Genomic DNA, 22,069 nt, shown 5'->3' on the forward strand with positions numbered 1-22,069 from the left:
GGCGAGACCCGGCAGGCCTCGCCGCCGCCCGTCCGCGAGGGCGTTTTGGCTACGGCGCCATCTCGTACGCGCCGGAGAGCGCCTCGACGCGCTCCCAGACCCGGGCCGAGCGGGCGTCGTCGACGACCGGGCGCCGCACCGCGCCCAGCGCCCACTCCTGCTGCTGCTCGGTGGCGGAGTCCTTGCCGTGCAGCTCGACGGCGTGCGCCGAGAAGTCGCGGACGAGGACGGCGAACAGCTCGTCGAGGACGTCCTCGTCGAGGCCGGTGAGCCGCGCCTGCTCCAGGATCAGCTGGCCGTGGACGACGAGCGCGAACAGCTGGCCGACGGCGAGGAGCAGGTCGAGGTCGCGGCTCTGCTCCTCGTCGGGGGCGGCGGTGGTGACGAACGCGCACAGCGCGTCCGCCTGCTCGCGGAAGCGTGCGACGTTGGCCACGTGCGCGTAGCCGTCGTAGGCGGTGCGCCAGTCGTGGAAGCGTACGGAGCCGAGGCCGCGGGCGGGGCCCTGCCGGAAGAGGAACGCGTCGTCGGCGGCGTCGAGCCGGGTCGGTACGGGCTCGTAGTCGGCCGGGTTCAGCAGGTGGTTGCGCATGAACTTGAGGATCAGCGCGAGGTTGACGTGGACGGTGCCCTCCAGCTTGGGCAGTCCGCGGATCTCGACGGCGGCCTGGGCGAAGTAGTTGTCCTTCTCGAAGCCCTTGGCGGCGATGACGTCCCACATCAGGTCGATGACCTTCTCGCCCTCCGTGGTCACCTTCATCTTCGTCATCGGGTTGAAGAGGAGGTAACGGCGGTCGTCGGGGCCGGCGGTGCGGAAGTAGTCGACGGCGCGGTCGCTGAACAGCTTCATGCCGACGAGCCGGACGTACGCGTCGGTCAGCTCGCGCCGCACGTGCGGGAAGGCGGTGACGGGGCGGCCGTAGAGGATACGGTTCTGGGCGTGGGTGACGGCCTCGTACATCGCGTGCTCGCAGATGCCGATGGAGGCGGTGCAGAGGTTGAACTTGCCGACGTTGACGGTGTTGAGGGCGGCGTCGAAGGCGGCGCGGCCGGTGTGCAGGACGTCCTCGGGGCCCACGGGGTAGTTCTCGAGGCGGAACTCGCTGACGTACTTGGACGAGTCCACGACGTTCTTGACGAGGTGGTACGCCGGGTGGCGGCTGTCGGCGGCGAAGAAGACGTAGCCGTCGGGGCCCTCGACGTCGGTGCGGCGGCCGAAGACAGAGACGAGCCCGGCGGCGTTGCCGTTGCCGATGTAGTACTTGGAACCGGTCGCGCGGAAACCGCCCTGGCCGTCGGGCTCCAGCAGCATGTCGGTGGAGTAGATGTCGGCGCCGTGCGCCTTCTCCGACAGGCCGAAGGCGAACACCTCACCCTCGGAGAGGAGCTCGGCCGCGCGGGCGCGGGCGGCGGCGTTGTCGCTCTGCCAGACCGGGCCGAGGCCGAGGATGGTGACCTGCCAGGCGTACCAGTAGTCGAGCCCGTAGAAGCCGAAGATCTCGTTGAGGGCGGCGATCCGGGCGGTGTCCCACCGCTTGTCCGGGTGCCCGTCGGCGTTGGCGGCCGGCGTGAGGAAGGCCGCGAACAGGCCTTCCTTGGCGGCGAAGGCGAGGAAGTCGCCGAGCCAGGCGCGGGAGCGGTAGTCCTCGATGAGCCGGCGCTTGCCGCGCTCCTCGAACCAGTCGACGGTGGCGCGCAACAGCCTGCGCGTCTCGGCGTCGAAGTGCTGCGGGTCGTAGGTGCGCGGGTTGAAGAGCAACGGGTCGGCCATGGTGGTCCGCCTTTCCGGGAGGTGGGTTCGTGAGGGTGGTCAGCGCTGGGACGCGAGCCGGCGGAGGGTGGCGAGGACGTCGTCGAGCCAGGCGAGCGTCATCCCTTCGTAGGCGATGCCGCCGCGCAGCACGACGTGCTGGAGCTCCCGCCCGGCGTCGGGGACCTCGGTGGCGGGGGGCGCCTCGGGGCCGGTGAAGTCGCGCAGCTCACCGGCGAGGTAGCGGGTGAGCCGTTCGGTGTGGGCCTGGTGGTGCCGCTCGACCTCGTGGATCAGCGCGGCCGGGTCGTCGAAGGCCGCGCCCCGGATCTTGACGGCGAGGTCGTGCCGGACGCTTTCGAGCTCGATCGGCTCGTGCAGCCAGCGGGAGAGGGCGGCGCGGCCGGGCGCGGCGACGGAGTACTCCTTCTTGTCCGGCCGGTCCTGCTGCGGCACCTCGCGTACGTCGATCCAGCCGTCGGTCTCCATACGGCGCAGGACGCGGTAGATCTGCTGGTGGGTGGCGGTCCAGAAGTATCCGATGGACCGCTCGAACCGCCGGGCCAGCTCATAGCCGGAGCCGGGCTTCTCCAGCAGGGAGACGAGGATCGCGTGTTCGAGCGCCATACCCCGATCCTTCTATGCAACTCGTTGCATAGACAAGCGCCACCGCCCGGGTGAGACACGGCTCACGGCGAAGCCGGGCGCAGGGCAGGCGGCGCGGACCGTCAGGCCGCCGCCGGGCCCCGAGCGCGGCGGACCCTGGCGAGGACGATCACCGTGTCGTCGGTGGGCGCCTCGGGCAGCAGCCGCTCCAGGATGCGGTCCGCGGTCTCCTCCAACGACCCCGAGGCGTCGCGTAGTTGCGTACGGAGGGCGTCCATGCCCGCCTCGATGTCCTGGCCGCGCGCTTCGATCAGGCCGTCGGTGTAGAGGGCGACGACACTGCCGTCGGCGAGGTCGGTCTCGGTCGTACGGAACGGCACGCCGCCGACCCCGAGCGGCACCCCGAGGACCTCCTCGACGGTCTCGACCGTGCCGTCCGGGTGCCGGACCAGGGGCGGAGGGTGTCCGGCGTTGGCGATCCGGGCGCGGCCGGTCGTCGGGTCGTAGCGGAGGTAGAGGCAGGTCGCGAGCTCGATACCGGCCTCCTGGGCGCAGACGTCGAGGTCGGTGAGCAGGTCGTCGGGTTCCCTGTGCCGGGCCAGGGCCTTGGCGGTGATACGCAGCCGGCCCATGGCCGCGGCCGCCGGGACGCCGTGCCCCATGACGTCGCCGACGACGAGGGCGACCCGGTCGCCGGGCAGGTTGATCACGTCGTACCAGTCGCCGCCGACCTCGGTGATGTGGCTGCCGGGGAGGTAGCGGTGGGCGACCTCCACGAAGGGGCTGGTCGCCAGGGCGGTGGGGAGCAGAGCGCGCTGGAGGGTGAGCGCGATGTCCTGGACCCTGCTGTAGAGCCGCGCGTTGTCGAGGCAGAGCGCGGCGCGGGAGGCCAGCTCACCGGCGAGGCTGAGGTCGGGTGCGGTGAAGGGCGGCCTGGCGGCGGACCGGCCGAACATGGTGAGGCCCTGGACGGTGTTGCGGGCGATGAGCGGGGCGATGAGCAGGCTGGTCAGGCCGCTGGCCAGGAGGAGCCGGGCGCGTTCCTGGTGGACGACCGTGCGGGTCATGAACTCGGCGTCGACCGGGACGCAGACGGGGCGGCCTGTGCGCAGCATCTCGTGGATCGCGGAGCCCGGCGGGTAGGTCACGCGCTCAAGGCCGCCGACGAGTTCGGGGGCGGGCGGCGGCAGGACGGTGCCGGCGGCGATCCGGCGGGTGACCAGCGGCAGTTCCGGGTGGAAGACCTCCGGTTCGTCCATCCACTCCACGACCTCCACCACGGCCCCGTCGCAGAAGTCCGGGACGGTGGCGTCGACCAGCTCCCGGGCGGTGACGTGCACGTCGAGGGTGGTGCCGATGAGGGAGGAGGCCCGGTCGAGCAGCGCGAGGCGCCGGCGGCCCGCGGTCGCCTCGACGATGGCCTGCTCCCGGTCGGTCACGTCCACCAGCAGCCCGCCCACCCCGGGCCGGGTGTCCCCGGCCTGGCTGAGCGGGAACCAGCTCACGGACCGTACCTGGTCGCGGTCGGGGCGGCCCGGCGTGCGCAGGCCCAGGAGGGCGTTGACGACGGGCCGCCCGCCCGCGGCGACCCGCTCAAGGAGGCGCTGGTGCTCACCGCCGTCGGACGTGATCATGATGTCGTCGGTACGCCGCCCGAGATGGTCCTCGATCGGGACGCCGTCCATGTCGGCGAGGGCTTGGTTGAGGTGGACGTAGCGCAGCTCCGGGTCGAGCATGACCAGGCCGATGGGGCAGGTCTCGAAGAGGGAGTCGAGGAAGGCGAGGTTTGTCTTCACCCGGTCGAGGTCCTCGCCCCGGCTCGCCAGGGCCAGCACGACGGTGCCCGCCGGGCCCGTGAGGGGGAAGACCCGGAAACCGCACTCCAGGACGGTGCCGTCGCGCCGGCGGACCGGCAGCCTCCCGCGCCAGTAGCCCAGTCTCCGGCCCTGCGCAGCCAGCCATCGGGCCGCGTCGGGGGCGCCGGGCGGCGGCGTGGGGAAGAGTATGGAGGCCGGCCGGGACAGCACGGCCGCGGCGCCGTGACCGAAGAGGGTGTGGGCGCCGGAGCCCCAGTAGCAGATCCGGTCGTCCTCGTCGACGCCGAACACGGCCACGGCCACATGCCCCAGCAGCGGCCCCGGCTCGGACCACAGCGGAGCCGGTCCCTTCTCGCCCCCCGGCCGATCCGACGACACCTGGTGTCCCCTTCCACCGAGTCACACGGTGGCAGCGTCCGTCCGCGCGACGACGGACGGTCCTGGGATCAATTCTGCCCGCCGCCGCCTCCTCGCACATCACGGCGGCGCCGCGGCCGGGGCGGGCCGCTGTTCCGCCACGTGCTCGATGGCCACGAGCGCGGCGTCGTCGCCCAGATGCCCCCCGGCGTGCTGGAGCAGGTCGGCGCAGACGTACCGCAGGAGGGCCTCCGGGCCGTCGCCGGACCAGGCGGCGAGCCGCACGGCGAGAGGGTAGAAGATGCCGTGCCCGTCCCGGGCCTCGATGACCCCGTCCGTGTAGAGGAGCAGGATGTCACCCGGCCGGAAGGGGAAGGACTCGGCGACGAAAGCCGAGGTCATGAAGGACGTGAGCCCCAGCGGCGGCGACTGCCGGCGCATCTCCAGCGGGAGGACCCGGCCCTCGCTCAGCAGCAGCGGCGGCGGATGGCCGCAGTTGATCATCTGGAGGGACGAGGCCCGGTCCGGCAGATCGAGCACGGCCGCGGTGGTGAACGACTCGCCGACGTCCTCGCCGTCCCCGCCGAGCGCGCCGGGCCCGTCCGTGTCGGAGGAGACGGTCGCCTCCAGATAGGCGACCAGGTTGGGCAGCTCGGGTTTCCAGTGGGCGGCGGCCCGGAACGCTCCGAGGAGCTGGGCGGCCTCACCGATGGCCTCCAGCCCCTTGCCCCGTACGTCCCCGATGATGAACCGGCTCCCCTCGGCCGTACGCGCCACCGCGTACAGGTCCCCGCCGATCCGCGCCTCCGCCTCCGCGGCCAGGTAGACCGAGGCCAGTCGGCAGGACCCGATCCGCTGCGGCAGCGGCCGCAGCACCACTTCCTGCGCGGCATGCGCCACCGACCGCAGCTGGGTCAGCTGCTGCTCGTGCCGCTCGCGCGCCCGGGCGAGGAAGGCGACGAGGACCGAGATGATGATCAGCGCGCTGATCTGGAGGGTGTGGTTCAGGTCGGTGAGGCTGGTGCGCACCACGGCGACCACCGCCTGGGCGAGCACGGCGAGCGCCCCGATGGCGGCCGTGGTGCGGGGACCGGCCAGCGACGCGGTGATGGCGGGCGCCGCGACCAGGAAGGGCCCCAGGTGGACCTCGGGCGGGGCGAGGATGTCGACGACGGTGACGATCACGATCAGGGCGATCGGCAGGGCCAGCCGTGCGCCGGGAGACTTCCACGACCAGCGGTGGCGTCCGGGGGATCGTCCAGGCCCCATGCCTCCTGGATACACCCGATGCCGACCGGCCGCCGCACAGGGCCCGCGGCGGCCGGCGAATCGCGCACACGAATGAGTCAAAGGCGCCTGCGGTCCGTACTGGTGGGCGAAGGACAAACCCTGCGGCCGCAGTCATTCCCGGATCGTCACGGACGGCGTGTGAAGCGCCGGTTCCGCCGACCGTCCGCCGAACACAAGGCAGCTCCCTGCCGTCCGGGACCGGACGGCACGGGATGTTGTCGGCCGAGGAGGACCGCTGTGCACGGTGACCACGACGACCCGCTGGGGACTCCCGACGCGGAGCCGCTCTCCGTGGAGTCGATCAGGGAGTCGTTCCAGAAGGTGCTGGACGCTCTGGACGCCGCACGCGCCGATCTGTACAGGACCGATCCGTGGGGCCTGCGCGACGGGCAGGGACGGCGACCGCCGGAGGCCGACCCCGAGGCGGATACGGATACGGATACGGACCCGCCCGGTGCGCGGGCGAGGAGCACCTTCGAGGACCTGATCTTCTTCCGGCGGGAGGTGGCGTGGCACGCGGGCGACGCCTCGGCGCCCGCCTCGTCGCCGGAGCCGGTGCCGGTGCCGGTGCCGGTGCCGGTGCCGGTGGAACCCCTGTGGGCCCGTAACGCGCGCGTGCCGGCGCCCCCGTGGCCGGAGGAGATACGGGTGACGGCCGCGGCGCCGCGGGGGTGGGGCGCCTGGCGGGGCGCGCCCGGCCGCAGGCGGCGGCCTCCGCTGGGACGGCGGGGTCAGCTCGCCGGGGTGTGCGGGGTGGGTGCGGTCGGCGGCCTCATCGTGGCCACGTCGTTGCTGGCCGACGGCGGCATGCTGCCGGGCGGCCATGTGCCCACCGTGCAGCCGGACCGGCGGCTGCCGGCCGGTACCGACGCTCCGGGCCCGGACGGCGCCCCGCAGGGGCGGGGGGTGCCGGCGGCCGGGATCCGGGTCGTGCCGCCCGGTACGGACGGCGGGGCGGGCGGCCGGTACACCGTGGAGGTACGGGTCGCCGAGGCACGCTTCCAGGACCCGGCCGGCCCGGTCAGGCCGCGGGGTCCCGAGCGAGGGTGGTGGTGACGGGGCCGACAGGGTTGATGGTGACGGCGAAGGTCGCCTCGGCCCGGGCGCCGTGGAGCGTGGGGACGTAGGCCGGCAGCAGGTGTTCGAGCAGCGCGGTCGACTCCCGCAGGGCGAACTGCGCGCCCAGGCACGCGCGGTGGGCCGAGACCGAAGGGGTAGTACGCGCCGGGCCGGGTGGGGCGGTCCTCGCCGGTGAGGAAGCGCCCGGGGCGGAACGCCTCAGGCTCCGGCCAGATGCTCGGGTCGCGGTGGGTGACGCCCGGTGAAGTGCCGTTGCAGGAAACGGCGCTGGCCCTTCCACGGCTCGCCGTCGGCGCACACGATTCCGTCGCCGAGCAGGGCACGCAGCCGGTGGGAGCGTTTGACGTACCGGTCGGGGTGCCGGGCGAGCACGTGCTGGACGCCCTGCGGGTCGGTGAGCAGGGCGGCAGTGGTCGTACCGAGCCGGAGCACGCAGACCGGGCCGACGGCGTGGGCCCGGGTGAGCCGCTCGATCAACGGCTCGTCGGCGGAGCGCCATTGCCGGACAACGGCCGGGGAGAGTTCCGGGGCGGGGACGGGGGCTTCCGTGGCCACAGCGGGTGCTCCTGACGGGAGTTCCGGGGGTCGTGCCGGACCTTCGAGCGTAGCGCACGGTGACGCTGCGGATACGTTCCGCCGGGGAGGGCGGCGGGAACGGGCACAGCTACTCAGGGCTTCTGAGTACGGCCGCCGACGTGCCGGCCGGAGGCGGCGGTTAGCGTCGGGGGCATGAACGACGATCTTGCGACCGAGCCCGAACACGCCCCGGCGGTGGACCGACCCGGCAGGGATGCCCGGCTGTGGGGCATCGTCGCGTGCGCGCTCCTCGTGACGGTCTGGCTCTTCCCGCCCGTCGTGCTGGTGTCCCTGCCGCTCGGCCTCTGGGCCGTCGTCCGCGGCCTCTGGGCGCTGCACCGCGCGGAACGCGGCGACCTCGTCGACGCCCGCGGGGCGCGTACCGGCATCGCCCTGGGGGCTGTGGCGGCCGTGACCACCGTCGGCCTGGTGTGCTGGGTCCTGTGGATGCTGGACACGGCGTTCGACAACGGCGACACCCCCTCGTACACGCCACCGGCGAAGATCGAAATCACCGGTGACGACGGGCATCCGTGGAAGCCGGCGACCCGGCCGGGCACGGTGGTCTACGCGGACGGCATCGAGGTCGGCGTGGCCGCGCCGGAGCCGTTCACTCCGCGCCCCGAGGATCCGTCGCACCTGTTGCGCGGCGAGCGGGCGCACCGCGTGACGGTCACGGTCACCAACACGACGGGCAAGCCGTTCGGGCTGCGGCACGCCGATCTCTCGGTCGGCGACCAGGAGCAGATCGTGCTCGGCGCGTTCATCGAGGCGCGCACCGAGGCGGCGCGCCGCAAGGACGGCCGGCTCGGTGTCTGCCCGGAGGTGGTTCCGCCCGGCCGGAGCGTCACCTGCGTCACCGCCGTGGCGCCGCTCGCCTCGTCGCCGTACCTCGACATCTCCTTCGCGCCGACCGACGGCCACGAGAGCGGCACCTGGAAGCTGCCCACGGGAGGCTGAGGCGCGGGGAGAATCCGGGGGCAGCCGCGAGGCTGCCCCCGTCGGCCGTCACCGGCCGTCGCGGGTGGGCGGAGGTCAGCCGCCGCCCCCGCCGCCACCGCCGTCGACGTCAATGGACAGCGGGACGTTCCCGGTGTTCTTGACGTGCCGGGCCGCCACCCATGCGAGCTGGTCCCTCAGCCGGTACCAGATGTCGTTGCCGTCGATGTTCTGCGCGTGCACCTTGCTGTGCAGGCCGACCTCGACGCCGTGGTTGATCCTCCCGATGACGGCGGAGTCCGTGCTCGGGAACTTCCTGATGTTGACGCCGATGTTGCTGACGACCGTGCCGAACGGCTGCGGCGGACTGGGCATCTCATCCTCCTTCAGGTGGCGCCCGGGTCTCCGGGCGGGCTGTTTCGGAGGGTAGGCCCGGCTCCGGCCGCCGGGCCGGAGGCGAGCGGGGGCGGCGCGAGGTGGGCCGGAGAAGTCATTCCGATGGTGCCGCCCAGGCGGCGGTACGGGACCCCGCCCGGTATCCCCCGCCACCTGTCACAGGGACGGGGTGACGGAGACGGGGTCACGGCGACGGCTCGTCCCGGTCCGTGGCGGAGCGGGAGCCGGGGCGGGTACGGGGCACGTCCTGGCGCTCCGGAACCCAGTACCAGTCCTCGCCCTGGTGGACCTTGCGGCCCGGGCGGGGGCTGGGGCCGTCCCGGCCCGCGTGCCAGACGATGAAGACGAGCACCCCGACCACGGGGCTGGCGACCCCGACGACCGTCCAGGCCGCCGGGTCGCCCGCGACGAGCAGGGGGATGCCCGTACGCCACAGGGCCCCGCCCACCCGCCAGACGATCATCGCCAGCACATAGAGCAGGCCGAGCCCGAACGGCAGGAACACCACCGCCAGAACCACGCACCCCGCCCGGTTTCCCCCGCCACTTCGCCCCACCTCAGGCCCCTCCCCCGTATCCCACGGTCCCGATCGGTATACCCGGGCCCCGAGGAGCGGAAGCGGGCCGCGACCGTCAGCGGCCCGCCCCCAGCGCCTCGCGCAGGGCCTTCGCGAACTCCACCGGGGCGCCGTGCTGGCCGTACTCGCCGCCCAGGAAGCCGCCGTGGTGGCTGGGGAACATGGTCAGCTCCGTGCCGAGCTGGGCCGCGATCTCCGCCGCGGCGCGGGCGGAGAATTCCCCTTCGGACTCCACGCCCGCCGCGATGACCACACGCGTCGACGCGGCGCGCAGGGCGGCGAAGTCGGGCCGGTAGGAGGTGCAGCCGCGCATGTTCTGCCCCAGCAGCGGGTCGTCGCGCGAGCCGTCGTCCTCCGTCGGCAGGCCGAAGTTCGCGGGCGAAGGGGCGGGCTGGTCGGCCCAGTTGGCCGGGAAGGGCCCCTTGTGGCTCGTCAGCGCGATGAACTTCGCCATCGCGGGGCCCATGCCTTCGCGCAGGTACGTCGTGTGGATGTCCGCACAGGCCGCGAGCGCCTCCTCCCGGTCCGGGAGGACCTGCGCCGTGGGCGGCTCGTGCGCGACGAGGGTCCGTACGAGCTCTCCGTGCCGCGCCACCAGAGCGAGCGCGTTGATCGCCCCGCCGCTGCTGGCGAACACGTCCACCGGCCCCGCGCCCAGCGCCTCGATCACCCGCCGCAGGTCGTCGGCGTGCTCCTCGGGCGCCGTCTCCGCCGCGCCGTCCGTCCGAGGGCTGCGTCCCACGCACCGCGGGTCGTAGGTGACGACGGTCCGGTCGGTGAAGTGCGAGGCCAGTGTGGTGAAGCCGGTGGCGTCCATCGGCGAGCCGACCAGCAGCAGGACGGGTTCACCGGTGTCCGCGCCCGCCGGGCCGCGGTGGATGTCGTAGGTCAGCGTGGCGCCGGGCGCCTCCACCGTGCGCGTCTCCGTCTGAACCTGGGTCATCTATGTCTCCTCAAGTGCCGTGCTGTCACAGAGAAGACCGCCGACCGCATCGAAACTCATCGCCGGCACGCGAACTCCTCCAAGATCTTTTTCGGCGGAGGGTACCGGGTCAGCGGTAGTCGAGCTCGGCGAGCTCGGTCGCGAGGCGGGTACGGAAGGCCGGGACGCGGCCCATGAGGAACATGCCGGCGTTGCGCAGGACCCGCAGGACGGGGTTGCGGGTGGTGGCCGCGCGGGTCATCCGGTCGGTGAAGGCGAGCACACGCAGGGCGACCGGACGGCGGAGCGCCTCGTACGTGTCGAGCCGGCCGGCGGCGAAGGCGCGGCCGAGGGCGTAGCCGTCCTGGATGCCGGTGTTCATGCCCTGCCCGCCGGCCGGGCTGTGGACGTGGGCGGCGTCGCCCGCGACCAGCATCCGTCCCTGGCGGTAGCGGTCGGCGACGCGGTGGTGCACCCGGAACCGCGAGGACCAGCCGATGGTGTGGACCCGGGCCTGTCCGGGTGCGCGTTCGTCGAGGAGGCGCTGGACGAAGTCGAGTCCGGGCTCCGCCGGGGCCTGCGCCGCCGTGGTCACGACCCGGTAGTGGCCGCCGGGCAGGGGGGCGACCACGACGAGACCGGCCGGCGACAAGGTGAGCGAGACCTCGGCGGGGCCCGGCGCCCAGTCCATCGTCACGTCGGCGAGGACGAAGGAGGCGTCGTACGCATGGCCGCCGAAGCCGATGCCCGCCGACTCCCGGATCACGCTGTGCATGCCGTCCGCGCCGACGGCGTAGGCCGCCTTCAGGGTTTCCCCGGTGGTCATGGTGAGAGTCACGCCGTCGGCGTCCTGGACGGCGGAGGCGACCTCGTACGGCCGGTGGACCGCCCCTCCGAGGGCCCGCAGGCGTTCGAGGAGGACGTCTTCGGTCTCGTACTGGGGGACGATCAGCGCGTACGGGTGCGGGGTGGGCAGCCCGGCGAAGGAGACGCCGAGCAGTCGGCGGGAGCCGTCGCGGGCGGTGAACCGGTCGAGGCGCAGGCCGCGGCCGACGAGCTCGGCGGAGAGGGCGCCGGTGGCGTCCATCTCGTCCAGGACCTCCAGGGTCCGGGCGTGGACGACGGCGGCCCGCGAGGTGGCGTGGCGCTCGGCGAGCCGGTCGAGGAGGACGAAGTCCACCCCCGCGGCGGCGAGGGTCACGGCGAGGGCGAGTCCGGTCGGACCGGCGCCGACGACGGCGACTTCGGTGCGGGCGGGGAGGGTGCGGGCGGGGAGTGCGGTCATGTCGATGCTCCTGGCTCGGTCCCGGGTGCCAACGGTTGTTGGCCAACGCTTGTTGACTTGATGGTGCTCCGATCCCCTGGAGAAGTCAACAGGTGTTGGCCTACATTTGTTGGCATGGATCAGGCAGTAGAGACCGAACGGCGCTCCGACCGCACCCGTGCGGCGATCCTCCGCGCGGCGCGCGAACGCTTCGCCGCGCAGGGATACGAGCGCACCACCATCCGCGGCGTCGCGGCGGACGCGCGGATCGACCCGTCGATGGTCATGCGCTACTTCGGCAACAAGGCGCAGCTCTTCGACGCCGCGCTCGCCATCGACCTGCGGCTGCCGGATTTGAGCGCCGTACCGGCCGACGACCTGGCCGCGACGCTGGTACGCCACTTCCTCCGCCGCTGGGAGGGCGATCCGGCCGACGACGCGCTGCTCGTCCTGCTGCGTTCGGCGGTCACCAACGACCACGCGGCGTCCCGCACGCACGAGATCTTCGCGTCCCAGGTCGCCCCGGCCCTCGCGGCCGCCCTGGGGCCCGAGCGCGCGGGGCGCTGCGCCGGACTGGTCGCCGCGCAGCTCCTGGGCCTCGGCCTGTCCCGCTATCTGCTCCGCCTCCCGGCGGTGACCGCCCTCACCCCGGCCGAGATCGAGGCGACCCTCGCCCCGGCGATCGCCGCGACACTGAGAGGGGTTTGAGGGGCACGCAGGCCCGGGGCTCAGAACGTACGAGGTCGCCGTGGCCCGACCCGTACGACGGGACGTGCCACGGCGACCTGCGGATCGGCGGGTCAGACCCGGGCGCCCTCCTCCCAGGTCGCCGTCATCGCCTCTTCTCGTACACGACCCGGTCGACGAGCCGCTCGGACTGGCCCGGCGGCGTGAAGTACAGATCCACCGTGTGGCGGCGGTCGGAGCTGATCCGGATGACCGTCCGCATGGGAATCGTCTTGCCCTTGTACTCCGGGCCCAGCACCCCCGGGTCGGTGAACTCACCCGGGATCGAGATCTCCTCGCCCGGCGCCGGGTCGGGCGTGCCCCGGTACGTCATCGTGGTCGGGGTGACGCTGTCGAACGTGGTCCATTCGTAGCGGCGGTCGATGTTCGAGTAACCCAGCACGCCCAGCCGGAAGTACGGCCGGCCGCCGAGCGTGCCACGGGTCTCCTCCGTGAGGAAACGCCCGCCCGTCCGCTCGATCCACCGCACCTTGACGACCATGTCACGGGAGACCAGGGGCTCACCGCCGGTGCCCAGGACCCAGTTGTACTTCGTGGCGCGCCAGGTGCCGACCAGCGGGTCGAGCCTGCGGTGCTGGGGGCCGGGGGCCAGCGGGTCGGCCGCGTCCGGTGTGGCATCGGCGGCCGGGACGGCTGGGGCGGCCGTGACGGGCCGCGGGGCGGTACCGGGTGTCGCCTGCGCGCTCGGCCCGCCCGCCGCGGCCGGAACCAGCACGAGGCCGAGCGCCGCGGCCAGCAGCGCCGCCCGCCGCCGGGCCGTCGTGGCCCGTGACGCTTCCTTTGTCCGGTTCACGCCGCACCTCCCTGCTGCCCGGCGCCGGCGAGGTGGCGGTCGAAGTGGGCCACGGCGGCGTCCGTCGCGAAAGTCACCTGCGGCTCCTGGTCGTAGAAGTCGAACTGCGTGCCCGTCGTCCACCAGAAGTCGGCGGGGCCGCCCAGGGCCGCGTGGAAGCGGCGCGCGCCCTGCGGGATGGCCGCGTCCTCGCTGTGCACCAGCAGGGTGGGGACGCGGACGTGCGGCGCGCGGGCGAGGGAGTCGAAGGTCAGCCACTCCTCCCACGCCATGACGGCGAACCGGTTCGGCCAGGCGGGCACGGCGCCCCGCTGAGGGTCGAGGTAGAAGTCGATCGCGTAGGGCATCGCCGCCCGGCTGTCGGTCCCGCTGACCACCGGCACGTACTCCACCTCGCCACCGGCGTCGTAGCGGGCGCGGGCTGCCCGGGCCGCCTCGATCCGGGTGACGACCTCGGCCGCGCCGCCGTACGCCTCCTCGCAGATGGCCGGGTCGTGCAGCCAGGGGGCCACGAGCGCGAGGGCCCCAATCCGGTCGTCGGCGGCCACCGCGGCGGACATGTACATCGCCGCCGCGCAGATGCCGAGCGCCCCGATGCGCTCGCCGTCCACGTCCGGGCGACCCGACAGGAACGTCACGGCCGCGCGGATGTCCTCGATCTTGCGGGCCGGTGACTCGACGTCACGCGGCTCGCCGCCGGACTCCCCGAAGCCCGTGAAGTCGAAGGAGAGCGCCGCCACCCCCCGATCCGCCAGGCGCCGCGCGTAGCGGTCGGCCATCATCTCCTTCACGCTGGTCCAGGTGCCGGCCACGACCACGGCCGGCGGCAGCGTCCCCGACGCCGCCTCGGCCGTGTCCGGAAGCCACAGATTGCCCGTCAGTTCCGCCGAGTCGGCGGAGAAAGTGACCTTTTCGTGGTGCACCACGGTCCTCCTGTTCGCATCGCGTGCCGCCTGGAGGACGGCACCCGGCGATCATGGACCGCGGCCGGCCGCTACCGGCGGGTTGACGGGCGGGGGGAATGCGCAGTGCAGGAAACCGCAGGGGGTGGATCTCGTGTCACACGGGACCAGATGCGGGCAATGGGGACCTAGGCGGACCGATGGACGCATGGTCGCCCTCACCCCTCGTGGAGGTGGCCGCCGGTCGCCAGCAGGTACGCCAGATTGGCCCGGCTGCGGCTGCCCAGCTCGTCGGAGGCCCGCTTGATGTGCGCCGCCACGGTCCGGGGGCTCATTCCCAGCCGCGCCGCGATGGCCGCGTCCGTGTACCCCTGGACCATCAGGCGCAGGACGGTGCGCCGCTTCTCGTCCGTCAGCGGCGCGGGCCTGGCGTGCGGCGCGTCGAGATCGACCGGCTGGGCGCTCTCCCACGCGTGGTCGAAGACACCGGCGAGGAACCGCGCGACCCCGGTGTGTTCGATGAGCAGGGCGTGTTCGGGCTTGTCGTACCGGTCGTCGGGGATGAGCGCCACGGACCGGTCGTAGACGATCAACCGGTCGAAGAGCGCGTCCAGCGTGCGGAACTGCCCCCCGGCGCTGTGGGCGGCCGCCATGTACTCCAGCATCGAGGGGTGGGTGCGGACCGTGTGCTGGTACAGCGTGCGGTGCTGTACGCCCCGGCGCAGCAGGGCCAGGAGCGGCGCTAGGGTCTCGTCGAGGATGTCCTGCGGGCGGGGGCCGCCAGGCTGGGCCGCCTGCAGTTCGTGCCGGCAGGTGGCACTGAGCGTGCGGAGGGTGGCGCTGATGACGGCGGCTCCGCGTAGCAGCCGGATCGGGGAGCCGCCCCGCCGGCCCTCCTCCCGGTAGACGGCCTCGGCCTGGGCGATGGTCCGCCTGATGGCCAGCAACTGCAAGCGCCCGTTGGCCAGGGCCTGTTCGACGGGCCGGGACAGTCCGTGCGCGGCGATGTCCGGTGGTACGGGCACGAAGTCGGCCGAGCCGTCGGGGCCGGGGCGGAGCAGCCCGGTCGCGGTCAGGCACGACGGTACGGGGCCGGGCACGCTGCCCCGGCCGAGGGCGGTGCGGTAGACCTCGATTCCCTCCGGGCACAGGTCCGCGGGGCCGAGGGAGCCCTCGAAGCCGGCGGGCAAGGGTTTCTGTCCGGACAGGCACATGTCATCCCCCCTGGATTGCGCGACGCTCGATCATCCATCTCAATTGCCCATGGATGACAGCGAGTTCCGAGGGATGGGACGTGCGCGGGCCGCGAGGCGGCGGACGGGCGCCGCCTCCGGCTCACCTGCCGACCGTTGATTGTCAGCCGTCAGCTGTCAGTCGTCCGTCAAAAGCTGTCGACTGTCAGTCGTCATCTGTCAGTCGTCGTCTGCCAATCGTCATCTGTCAGCTGCTCTGGGGGCGGTGCCCGCCGAACGGGCCCGTCAGCACACCGGCCTTGGCGGCCGCCAGGATCGCGTCCGCCTGCTCCCGGGTGAGCTTGCCCTCCTTGACCGCCTGGTCGAGCCGGCTGGCGAGCTTCTGCCGCAGCGTGGCCTCGTCCGGCCGCTTGCCCTCGCGGTCCTTCCAGACCTTCCCTTCCTTCCCTTCCTTCCGGTGCTTCTCGCGGATCTCGGCCCGCTCCTCGCGCCGTTCCTCGCGTTGCGCGGCCCGGAACTTCTCCAGGGAGGCGCTCACCTTCTCCACGGGCACACCGAGATCCTTGGCGAGCGCCTCGGCCAGCGCCTTCTGCCGCTTCTCCCGCTCTTCGGCCGCCTTGCCGGGCTCCGGCCGCGTCTCCTGCCGGGCGGCGGGGGCTCGTTCGGAGTCCTCGGCGAAGGCCACGGCCGGAAAGACCAGGCCGACGCCGGCCAGAGCCGCCGCTCCCGCGGCGAGACCCGCACGCTTACGGACACTGTTCATGGATCCCTCTCCCTGTTCGCGGCCCCGTTTCATGACCGACGGTGGCTCATTGTGGGCGGCGGGGCTGAGGCGTGGCTGAATGCCGTATGAGAAATCCCTGAGGCGGTGGCGGCCGCCTGCGACGTAGCATCCGCGGATGTCGAACATCGAACTGCTGACACCGGAAGCCGGCGCTGTCGACTCCGCGGGGCTCCGTGCCCAGGACGCCGACGTGCTCGCGGGGTGCGCGGCCGACCGCGCGCAGCCGTGGTGGCGCCGGACGGCCTGCGTCGGCGCGCTGGCCGGGCGGGTGCCCGAGGCGCGGGTCGGCGAACTGCTCGCCCGCGTACGCGATCCCAGGGACGTGAGCGAGGTACGCAGGGCGCTGTTGAACATCCTGGCGGACCGGGAGGAGCTCCTGCCGTGGCTGCGGCACGAGGACCGGCGCTCCGAGGCCGCGTACGGCATGCCGGAGGCGGTGCTCAAGGCGCGCGGCGCCCTCGGCGACCTTTCGGCGGCGGGCGAGTTGGCGACGCTGGCGTTCAGTGAGTGGCGGCATGAGCAGGAGTTCGGGGAGGCCGGTCTTGACGCGCTCGCCGACCGCCACGGGACCGCGGCGGTACTCGCCGGGCTCGGCGGCGGGCGGCCCGAGGATCGCGCCTACGCCGTGCGGCTGCGGGCCCGCGCGGGCGAGGACGTGCGCGACGCGCTCGCCGATCCCGACCCGCGGGTCGCCCACCTCGCGCAGTGGCTGCTCAGCGATCCGGACCGGATCCGCCGCCACCTCGCCGGGGCTCCGACGGTGGACTCCGCCCTGTGGGCCGCGTACGCGTTGCACCGGCTGACCGGCGACGTGGCCGAGACACGGGCCGTGTACGAGGCGCTGGGGCGGCCTCGGGTGGAGGTCGAGGGGCTGGACGAGGAGCTGCGCCGGGCGATCGTGCACGAGTACGGTCCGGGGTGCGAGGGGCGGAGTGATCCGCGCTGGCGGATCGAGGCCCTGTGCACCGAGCCTCCGGAACCGTTTGATGTGGAGGAGCAGTTGGGGGTGGCCGTGTCCGCCTTGGCCGCGGCGGGGCTCGCGCCGCGGCCGCCGGTCTCCTGTGGCGAGGCGAACCAGCAGGGAGGCGGTACGTACCACGTGATCGGGTACGGCCAGGACGGGGGCGAGGTGTTCGTCAGCACGCTGGGCCGATTCGCCGGCGACCACGAGGACGACCCGGCCGTCCGCGAGGCGTTGGAAGGGGCCGGCCTGCGCTGGATCGACGGCTCCACCGGCGCGATCCGGGTCACCGGCCTCGGTGTCTACCACTTCGGCCGGCGCGACCCGCTCGACGTCCACACGCTGTTGTTCTACTGGCAGGACTGAGAGGGGGCCGGCGTCAGAGGAACCATTGGACGTAGCCGCGTGACAGTGAGGAACCGACGCTGGTGCAGTAGGCGTAGCTCCACAGCCCGCTCTCGCCGTCCATGACGCGGCCGCCGACCGACTCGCCGTTCTTGCAGACGGCCACGGCCCGGTAGGCGGCCCGGCCGCCGCCCGTGCAGGCGGCGCCGAAGGTGTTGCCGTCCTTCCAGGTCTTGCAGTCGCCGTACGGCACGGGTGCGGCGGCCGCGGTCGTGGGTGCGGCGACGACCGGGGTGAGGGCGAGTGCGCATGCCGCCGCCAGACGGAGCAGTGCCGCCGTCACCAGGGAGTCCCGCACTTGCCGGTCAGCGAGTAGCAGAGCTTGAGCTGGACGTACGCGCGGTGCTTGTAGGTGCCGGAGAAGTCCGCATCGTGCTCCCAGCCGTCCTCGACCACCTTGAGGAAGACCTTGGTCGGCACGGGGCCCTCGCTCCACCACCTGCCGTCGTAGTAGCCGCCGCCGACGGAGGTCCAGCTCTTGCACATGTAGGCGCTGCCGCCGCTGGGCGCGTAGAGCGTCTTGCAGGCACTGGCCGCCTGCGCGGGGGTGGCCGTCAGGGTGAGGGCGGATCCGGCGAGGACGGTGGCGGCCAGTGCGGTCCGAAGGATGCGTAAGGGCATGGTCGTTGCCTTTCCTGTGGGCTGAGGCGAACGTGGCACGGCAGAGCTTCATCGACGCGGTCCGGCCCGGTCAACGTGTTCCGCTGTACGGAACAGTGCGGGACAGCTACGCCCCGCCGGGCCCCTCAGGCGGGCCGCCGGAGGCGGCGGCTTCTCAGGCGGCGGACCAGTGCGGGGAGCCAGGGCGCGGCGCCGAGCAGGAGCAGTATCGAGAGCAGTGGCAGCCGCCACCACGGTGAGATGCTCGCCGGTGGCGCGGGCGGGGTTGGCTCCACCCACGGGCGGGCGGTCTTCGACCATGCCAGGAAGGCGTCGCCGACCGGGAGCAGGCCGAAGGCGTACCGCTTGGTCCAGGGTGTGCCGACCGGCAGGCCTGCCAGTTCGCTGTGGTTGGCGAGTGCGCCGGCGAGCGGGGCGTCTCCGTGGACCTGGGCCGCGCCGAGGGTGACGACGGTGGCCGACAGGCTCACGCCGAGCGGGAGGGGGCCGGAGTCGACGTCGGCCGGGCCGTCCATGCCGTTGGGGTATTCGCGTACGGCCGGTCCGAGGCCGAGCAGTGTGCCGACGTACTGGTCGCGGAAGCGCTGGTACTGCTCGCGGGCGAAGGCGGGGTCGATGTCGACGAGGAAGCGCTGGATCATGCTCTGGGAGGTGCCTCGGGCGACTTCGGCGGGGGCGCCGGTGGTGGCGTCGGCCCGGTGTGGCAGGAGGCCGGTGCGGGGGTCGAGCCGTCGGCGGGTCTCGGTGAGCCACCGGTCGACCGTGCCGGTGAACCGGTCGGGCCGCAGGGTGTCGTGCAGGCGCAGTGAGGCGATGGCGACGGTGGAGTCGACAGGCCAGGCCTGGCCGGGGTACGCCGGCAGGTAGGGCGTCGCCGAGGCGTCGAACGCCGCCCCGATGGCGGCGGAGTCGTCGGCGAACCGGCGCAGTTCGGCCGGGTCGCGCCGGGAGGGTTCCTGGAGGCTGAGCACTCCCCCGCGCAGCCAGTTGCTCCAGCCGCGGTAGAAGATGCCGTACGAGGGGGTGAGGTCGGCGCTGAACGGGGCGCGGCCGGAGGGCCCGTCCAGCCGTTCCAGCGCCCAGCGGGCCTCGCGCAGTGCCGTGGCCCGTTCGTCGGCCGGTTGCCGGATGCCGATCTCGGTCCAGCTGAGTCCGTACAGCACGTGCAGGAAGAAGTATCCCTCCGGGAACATCGCCTGGGCCTCGTCTCCTGCGCCGCGGTCCAGTTCCGCGCGGAGGAAGGCCAACTGCCGTTGGACCCCTGGGGGTTCGGCGGCCGTGCCCGCGGTGGCGGGGGCGATCAGCCGCACCGCGCCCAGCAGCGCGCAGAGGCTGATGGTGGCGGCGATGAGCCGACGCGACCACCGGAGGATGTGACGCACCGTTGTTCGAGGTCCGGACATGCGCCGATCCTATGAGGAGGCGCTGACAGCCGGGACGGCGGTCGGGGGTCGGGGGTCAGGCGTCGGCGGGCGATTCGGGCGCGGGGTGCCTCGGCGCCTCCAGGCGGGCGAGCCAGGTGGTGAGGAGGGCTTGGAGTTCGGCGGCCTCGGTGGTGGTCAAGTCATCGAGCAGGCGTTTCTCGTTGTGCATGTGGGCGGTGAAGGCCTGGTCGATGAGGTCGCGGCCGGCGGGGGTGAGGGCGACGACCCGGCCGCGTCCGTCGTCGGCGGCGCGGCGGCGGGTGACCAGGCCGGCGCGTTCGAGGCGGTCGATGCGTTTGGTCATGGCGCCGGTGGTGACCATGGTGAACGCCGCGAGTTCGCCGGGTGCGCGCTCGTAGGGGGCGCCGGCCCGGCGGAGTGCGGCGAGGACGTCGAATTCTCCTTCGGCGAGGCCGTAGCGGCGGTAGACGACGTTCAGTTCGTCGGTGAGCAGGGTTGCCACGCGGTGCAGCCGGCCGATCACGCCCTGGGGTGAGACGTCGAGGTCGGGGCGTTCGCGGGCCCATTCCGTCTGGATGCGGGCGACCCGATCGCCCATAGCTTCCCGGGAAGGTACATTAGCTTCCATGGAAGGCATTCTACGGTGGATGCTGGTCACGGCCGTCGCGCCGATCGCGTGGGGGACGACGTACTACGTCACGCACGCGCACCTGCCCGCCGACACACCTCTGTACGGCGGGGCGATCCGGGCGCTGCCCGCGGGGCTGCTGCTCCTCGCGCTGTGCCGGCGGCTCCCGCACGGCTCCTGGTGGTGGAAGTCCGCCCTGCTCGGCACCTTGAACATGGGGGCCTTCTTCGCCCTCGTCTACGTCTCGGCCCAACTGCTGCCCACCAGCGTGGCGTCGGCGCTGATGGCGACGTCCCCGCTCGCCCTGATGCTGCTGGCGTGGGCGATCACCGCGGAGCGCCCTGGTGTACGGGCCCTGCTGGGCGCCGCTGTGGGGATCGCCGGGGTGGGGCTGCTGCTCCTGAGCGGCGTCACGGCGCCGAACGGCTGGGGGGTGCTGGCCTCCGTCGCGGCGCTGCTTTCGGCGTCCTTCGGGTACGTCCTGGCCAAGCGGTGGAGCGCCGAGGTGGACGTGCTGGCGTCGACGTCCTGGCAGCTGATCGCGGGCGGCATGCTGCTGCTGCCCGCCGCCGTGGTCGTCGAGGGCGCGCCGCCCGGGCTGGGCGGCGCGGCGGCGCCGGCGTTCGCGTACGTCTCCGTCGTGGCGACGGCACTCGCGTTCACCGCCTGGTTCGCCGGGCTCAAGCACCTGCCGGCGGCGACCGTCGGGCTCATCGGCCTGCTGAACCCGGTGACCGGCGTCCTGCTGGGTGTCCTCCTTGCCGGGGACACACTGACGCTCCGCCAGGTCGCCGGGCTGCTGCTGGTCCTGCTCGGCATCCTCGCCGGCCGGCCCCGCGGCCACCCACGCGCGCGTGCGGCGCGGCGGGCCGTCAGACCCGTGGGTGAGGGGCCGTCCTCACCGGCCGTCGGAGCAGGTAGGCGGCGGCGGAGGTGACCAGCACGAGCATGCAGGCGATGAACACCAGCCCCGCGCCCTCCAGGCCGATCGGGTCGGCCAGCACACCCACGCCGATCACCGGGACCGAGATGCCCGCGTACGCGACCACGAAGAGGGTGGAGATCACCGCGGCGCGCCGGTCGACCGGCGAGGCCTCGGCCACGGCGGAGAGCGCGCCGCGGAAGGCGAGGCCCTGGCCGACGCCGCCGACGACGGCGGAGAGCACCACCAGCGCCAGCAGGTCCCAGTGGAGCGCACCCGCGAGCAGGAGCAGCCCGGTGAAGAGTCCGGCGCACCCCAGGGGCAGGGACCGAGCCACCCCGACGCGGCCGACGGCGAGTTGCCCGGCGGTGGAGGCGAAGAAGGCGAGCGCGACGACCAGGCCGCTCACGGCGTGGTTGTCCACGTGCAGGTACCGGGCGAGGAACGCCGGGCTGACCGAGGTGAACACCCCGAACAGCGCGAACCCCACGAACGAGGCGATCGCCGCGGGCACGAACACCGCCCTTACCCGCGCGGGCAGGGCCGGCCGCTGCGGCCGTACGGCAGCCAGGGGCCGCCGCTCGCGTACGGTCTCCGGAAGCCGCAGCAGGACGGCGGCGGACGCGGCGACCAGGGCGAGGTGTACGGCGAACGGCAGCAGCAGCGGCGCGGGGGCGTACTCCGCGAGCAGGCCGGCGAGCAGCGGGCCGCAGCCCAGTCCGCCCATGTTGGCGGCCGTCGCCACGAACGTCGCCCGGGAGCCACCGCCGGGTGGGGCCAGCTCCAGCACGTACGCGGTGGCGGCGCCGGTGAACAGGCCCGCCGACAGGCCCGACAGCAGCCGTCCCGCGTAGAGCCAGCCCAGGCCGGTGGCGATCAGGAAGCACACGGCGCTCGCCGCCGCGAACCCCAGGCCCGACAGCAGCACCGGCCGTCTGCCCAGCGTGTCCGAGGCGTTGCCGGCCAGGAGCAGCACGCCGATGACCCCGAAGGCGTACACGGCGTACACGACGGTCACGATCAGCTCGGAGAACCCGAACTTCTCCTGGTAGAGGGGGTAGAGCGGGGTCGGCAGCGTGGTACCGGCCATGCACACGACGAACACGGCCCCGCCGAGCAGGCATCGGAGCCACCCTTGACGATCACCATCCATG

At 73.2% G+C, this 22,069-nt stretch carries 22 protein-coding genes and 2 pseudogenes; 5 read left to right on the plus strand and 19 right to left on the minus strand.

The window, feature by feature from the left end; all coding sequences use genetic code 11:
• Window positions 1–49: 49 nt before the first annotated feature.
• The 4 genes from ACZ7LT_RS09100 to ACZ7LT_RS09115 form a co-directional block, all read right to left on the minus strand.
• A complete protein-coding gene (locus ACZ7LT_RS09100) occupies window positions 50–1,771 on the minus strand; it encodes an acyl-CoA dehydrogenase family protein (protein ID WP_471235337.1) in 1,722 nt (573 codons plus the stop codon).
• 39 nt (window positions 1,772–1,810) lie between these two features.
• Window positions 1,811–2,377, minus strand: coding sequence for a PadR family transcriptional regulator (locus ACZ7LT_RS09105; protein WP_471235338.1), 567 nt, complete (start codon window positions 2,375–2,377; stop codon window positions 1,811–1,813).
• 101 nt (window positions 2,378–2,478) lie between these two features.
• Complete coding sequence (locus ACZ7LT_RS09110) at window positions 2,479–4,551, minus strand: SpoIIE family protein phosphatase (RefSeq protein WP_471235339.1); 2,073 nt, start codon at window positions 4,549–4,551, stop codon at window positions 2,479–2,481.
• 99 nt (window positions 4,552–4,650) lie between these two features.
• Window positions 4,651–5,799, minus strand: coding sequence for a PP2C family protein-serine/threonine phosphatase (locus tag ACZ7LT_RS09115; RefSeq protein WP_471235340.1), 1,149 nt, complete (start codon window positions 5,797–5,799; stop codon window positions 4,651–4,653).
• A 258-nt stretch (window positions 5,800–6,057) separates the two neighbouring features.
• Here ACZ7LT_RS09115 and ACZ7LT_RS09120 point away from each other — a divergent pair, with 258 nt between their 5' ends.
• Window positions 6,058–6,876: a hypothetical protein gene (locus ACZ7LT_RS09120; RefSeq protein WP_471235627.1), complete on the plus strand. Its 819-nt coding sequence runs from the start codon at window positions 6,058–6,060 to the stop codon at window positions 6,874–6,876.
• A 194-nt stretch (window positions 6,877–7,070) separates the two neighbouring features.
• Here the strand turns inward: ACZ7LT_RS09120 and ACZ7LT_RS09125 are convergent.
• Together ACZ7LT_RS09125 and ACZ7LT_RS09130 are read right to left on the minus strand one after the other, a co-directional pair.
• Window positions 7,071–7,115 (minus strand): annotated as a pseudogene (locus ACZ7LT_RS09125) (hypothetical protein); the annotation flags it as partial.
• A complete protein-coding gene (locus ACZ7LT_RS09130) occupies window positions 7,099–7,455 on the minus strand; it encodes a cytochrome P450 (RefSeq protein WP_471235341.1) in 357 nt (118 codons plus the stop codon). The gene ACZ7LT_RS09130 and the pseudogene ACZ7LT_RS09125, both read right to left, overlap by 17 nt.
• Before the next feature lie 174 nt (window positions 7,456–7,629).
• Between ACZ7LT_RS09130 and ACZ7LT_RS09135 the strand changes: the two genes are divergently transcribed.
• Window positions 7,630–8,436, plus strand: coding sequence for a hypothetical protein (locus ACZ7LT_RS09135; RefSeq protein WP_471235342.1), 807 nt, complete (start codon window positions 7,630–7,632; stop codon window positions 8,434–8,436).
• A 75-nt stretch (window positions 8,437–8,511) separates the two neighbouring features.
• Here the strand turns inward: ACZ7LT_RS09135 and ACZ7LT_RS09140 are convergent, their stop codons facing one another.
• The 4 genes from ACZ7LT_RS09140 to ACZ7LT_RS09155 all read right to left on the minus strand — a co-directional run bounded on the left by ACZ7LT_RS09140 (window position 8,512) and on the right by ACZ7LT_RS09155 (window position 11,595).
• Window positions 8,512–8,790, minus strand: a complete 279-nt coding sequence (locus ACZ7LT_RS09140; RefSeq protein WP_471235343.1) for an SH3 domain-containing protein — start codon at window positions 8,788–8,790, stop codon at window positions 8,512–8,514.
• Window positions 8,791–8,995: 205 nt separating this feature from the next.
• The gene (locus tag ACZ7LT_RS09145) at window positions 8,996–9,331 is read right to left on the minus strand and encodes a hypothetical protein (protein ID WP_471235344.1); all 336 of its coding nucleotides are present in this window, start codon (window positions 9,329–9,331) and stop codon (window positions 8,996–8,998) included.
• Between the two features lie 112 nt (window positions 9,332–9,443).
• Window positions 9,444–10,331: an alpha/beta fold hydrolase gene (locus tag ACZ7LT_RS09150; protein ID WP_471235345.1), complete on the minus strand. Its 888-nt coding sequence runs from the start codon at window positions 10,329–10,331 to the stop codon at window positions 9,444–9,446.
• Between the two features lie 109 nt (window positions 10,332–10,440).
• The gene (locus ACZ7LT_RS09155) at window positions 10,441–11,595 is read right to left on the minus strand and encodes an FAD-dependent oxidoreductase (RefSeq protein ID WP_471235346.1); all 1,155 of its coding nucleotides are present in this window, start codon (window positions 11,593–11,595) and stop codon (window positions 10,441–10,443) included.
• A 114-nt stretch (window positions 11,596–11,709) separates the two neighbouring features.
• Here ACZ7LT_RS09155 and ACZ7LT_RS09160 point away from each other — a divergent pair, with 114 nt between their 5' ends.
• The gene (locus tag ACZ7LT_RS09160) at window positions 11,710–12,282 is read left to right on the plus strand and encodes a TetR/AcrR family transcriptional regulator (protein WP_471235347.1); all 573 of its coding nucleotides are present in this window, start codon (window positions 11,710–11,712) and stop codon (window positions 12,280–12,282) included.
• Between the two features lie 124 nt (window positions 12,283–12,406).
• Here ACZ7LT_RS09160 and ACZ7LT_RS09165 read toward each other — a convergent pair whose 3' ends face one another.
• From ACZ7LT_RS09165 to ACZ7LT_RS09180, 4 genes and pseudogenes are all read right to left on the minus strand, one after another.
• On the minus strand, window positions 12,407–13,114 hold the full coding sequence (locus ACZ7LT_RS09165; RefSeq protein ID WP_471235348.1) for a DUF1579 family protein: 708 nt from the start codon (window positions 13,112–13,114) through the stop codon (window positions 12,407–12,409).
• Window positions 13,111–14,055: pseudogene (locus ACZ7LT_RS09170) on the minus strand (alpha/beta hydrolase); the annotation flags it as partial. The gene ACZ7LT_RS09165 and the pseudogene ACZ7LT_RS09170, both read right to left, overlap by 4 nt.
• A gap of 179 nt (window positions 14,056–14,234) precedes the next feature.
• Window positions 14,235–15,230: a helix-turn-helix transcriptional regulator gene (locus ACZ7LT_RS09175; RefSeq protein ID WP_471235349.1), complete on the minus strand. Its 996-nt coding sequence runs from the start codon at window positions 15,228–15,230 to the stop codon at window positions 14,235–14,237.
• 226 nt (window positions 15,231–15,456) lie between these two features.
• Window positions 15,457–15,972, minus strand: coding sequence for a hypothetical protein (locus tag ACZ7LT_RS09180; RefSeq protein WP_471235350.1), 516 nt, complete (start codon window positions 15,970–15,972; stop codon window positions 15,457–15,459).
• Window positions 15,973–16,108: 136 nt separating this feature from the next.
• Between ACZ7LT_RS09180 and ACZ7LT_RS09185 the strand changes: the two genes are divergently transcribed.
• Entirely contained in the window at window positions 16,109–17,320 is a 1,212-nt protein-coding gene (locus ACZ7LT_RS09185; RefSeq protein ID WP_471235351.1) for a hypothetical protein, read from the plus strand.
• Between the two features lie 13 nt (window positions 17,321–17,333).
• Here ACZ7LT_RS09185 and ACZ7LT_RS09190 read toward each other — a convergent pair whose 3' ends face one another.
• From ACZ7LT_RS09190 to ACZ7LT_RS09205, 4 genes are all read right to left on the minus strand, one after another.
• The gene (locus tag ACZ7LT_RS09190; protein WP_471235352.1) at window positions 17,334–17,642 is read right to left on the minus strand and encodes a hypothetical protein; all 309 of its coding nucleotides are present in this window, start codon (window positions 17,640–17,642) and stop codon (window positions 17,334–17,336) included.
• Window positions 17,639–17,980: a hypothetical protein gene (locus ACZ7LT_RS09195; RefSeq protein WP_471235353.1), complete on the minus strand. Its 342-nt coding sequence runs from the start codon at window positions 17,978–17,980 to the stop codon at window positions 17,639–17,641. The genes ACZ7LT_RS09190 and ACZ7LT_RS09195 overlap by 4 nt, the downstream gene beginning before the upstream one ends.
• 125 nt (window positions 17,981–18,105) lie before the next feature.
• Complete coding sequence (locus ACZ7LT_RS09200) at window positions 18,106–19,383, minus strand: hypothetical protein (protein WP_471235354.1); 1,278 nt, start codon at window positions 19,381–19,383, stop codon at window positions 18,106–18,108.
• Window positions 19,384–19,438: 55 nt separating this feature from the next.
• Window positions 19,439–19,993, minus strand: coding sequence for a MarR family winged helix-turn-helix transcriptional regulator (locus ACZ7LT_RS09205; protein ID WP_471235355.1), 555 nt, complete (start codon window positions 19,991–19,993; stop codon window positions 19,439–19,441).
• Between ACZ7LT_RS09205 and ACZ7LT_RS09210 the strand changes: the two genes are divergently transcribed.
• On the plus strand, window positions 19,992–20,930 hold the full coding sequence (locus tag ACZ7LT_RS09210; protein WP_471235356.1) for an EamA family transporter: 939 nt from the start codon (window positions 19,992–19,994) through the stop codon (window positions 20,928–20,930). The genes ACZ7LT_RS09205 and ACZ7LT_RS09210 overlap by 2 nt on opposite strands.
• Here ACZ7LT_RS09210 and ACZ7LT_RS09215 read toward each other — a convergent pair.
• Entirely contained in the window at window positions 20,866–22,068 is a 1,203-nt protein-coding gene (locus tag ACZ7LT_RS09215) for an MFS transporter (protein WP_471235357.1), read from the minus strand. The two genes, ACZ7LT_RS09210 and ACZ7LT_RS09215, sit on opposite strands and share 65 nt — an antisense overlap.
• Window position 22,069 lies beyond the last annotated feature (1 nt).

The sequence above is a fragment of the Streptomyces sp. NPDC039465 genome, assembly GCF_055639315.1.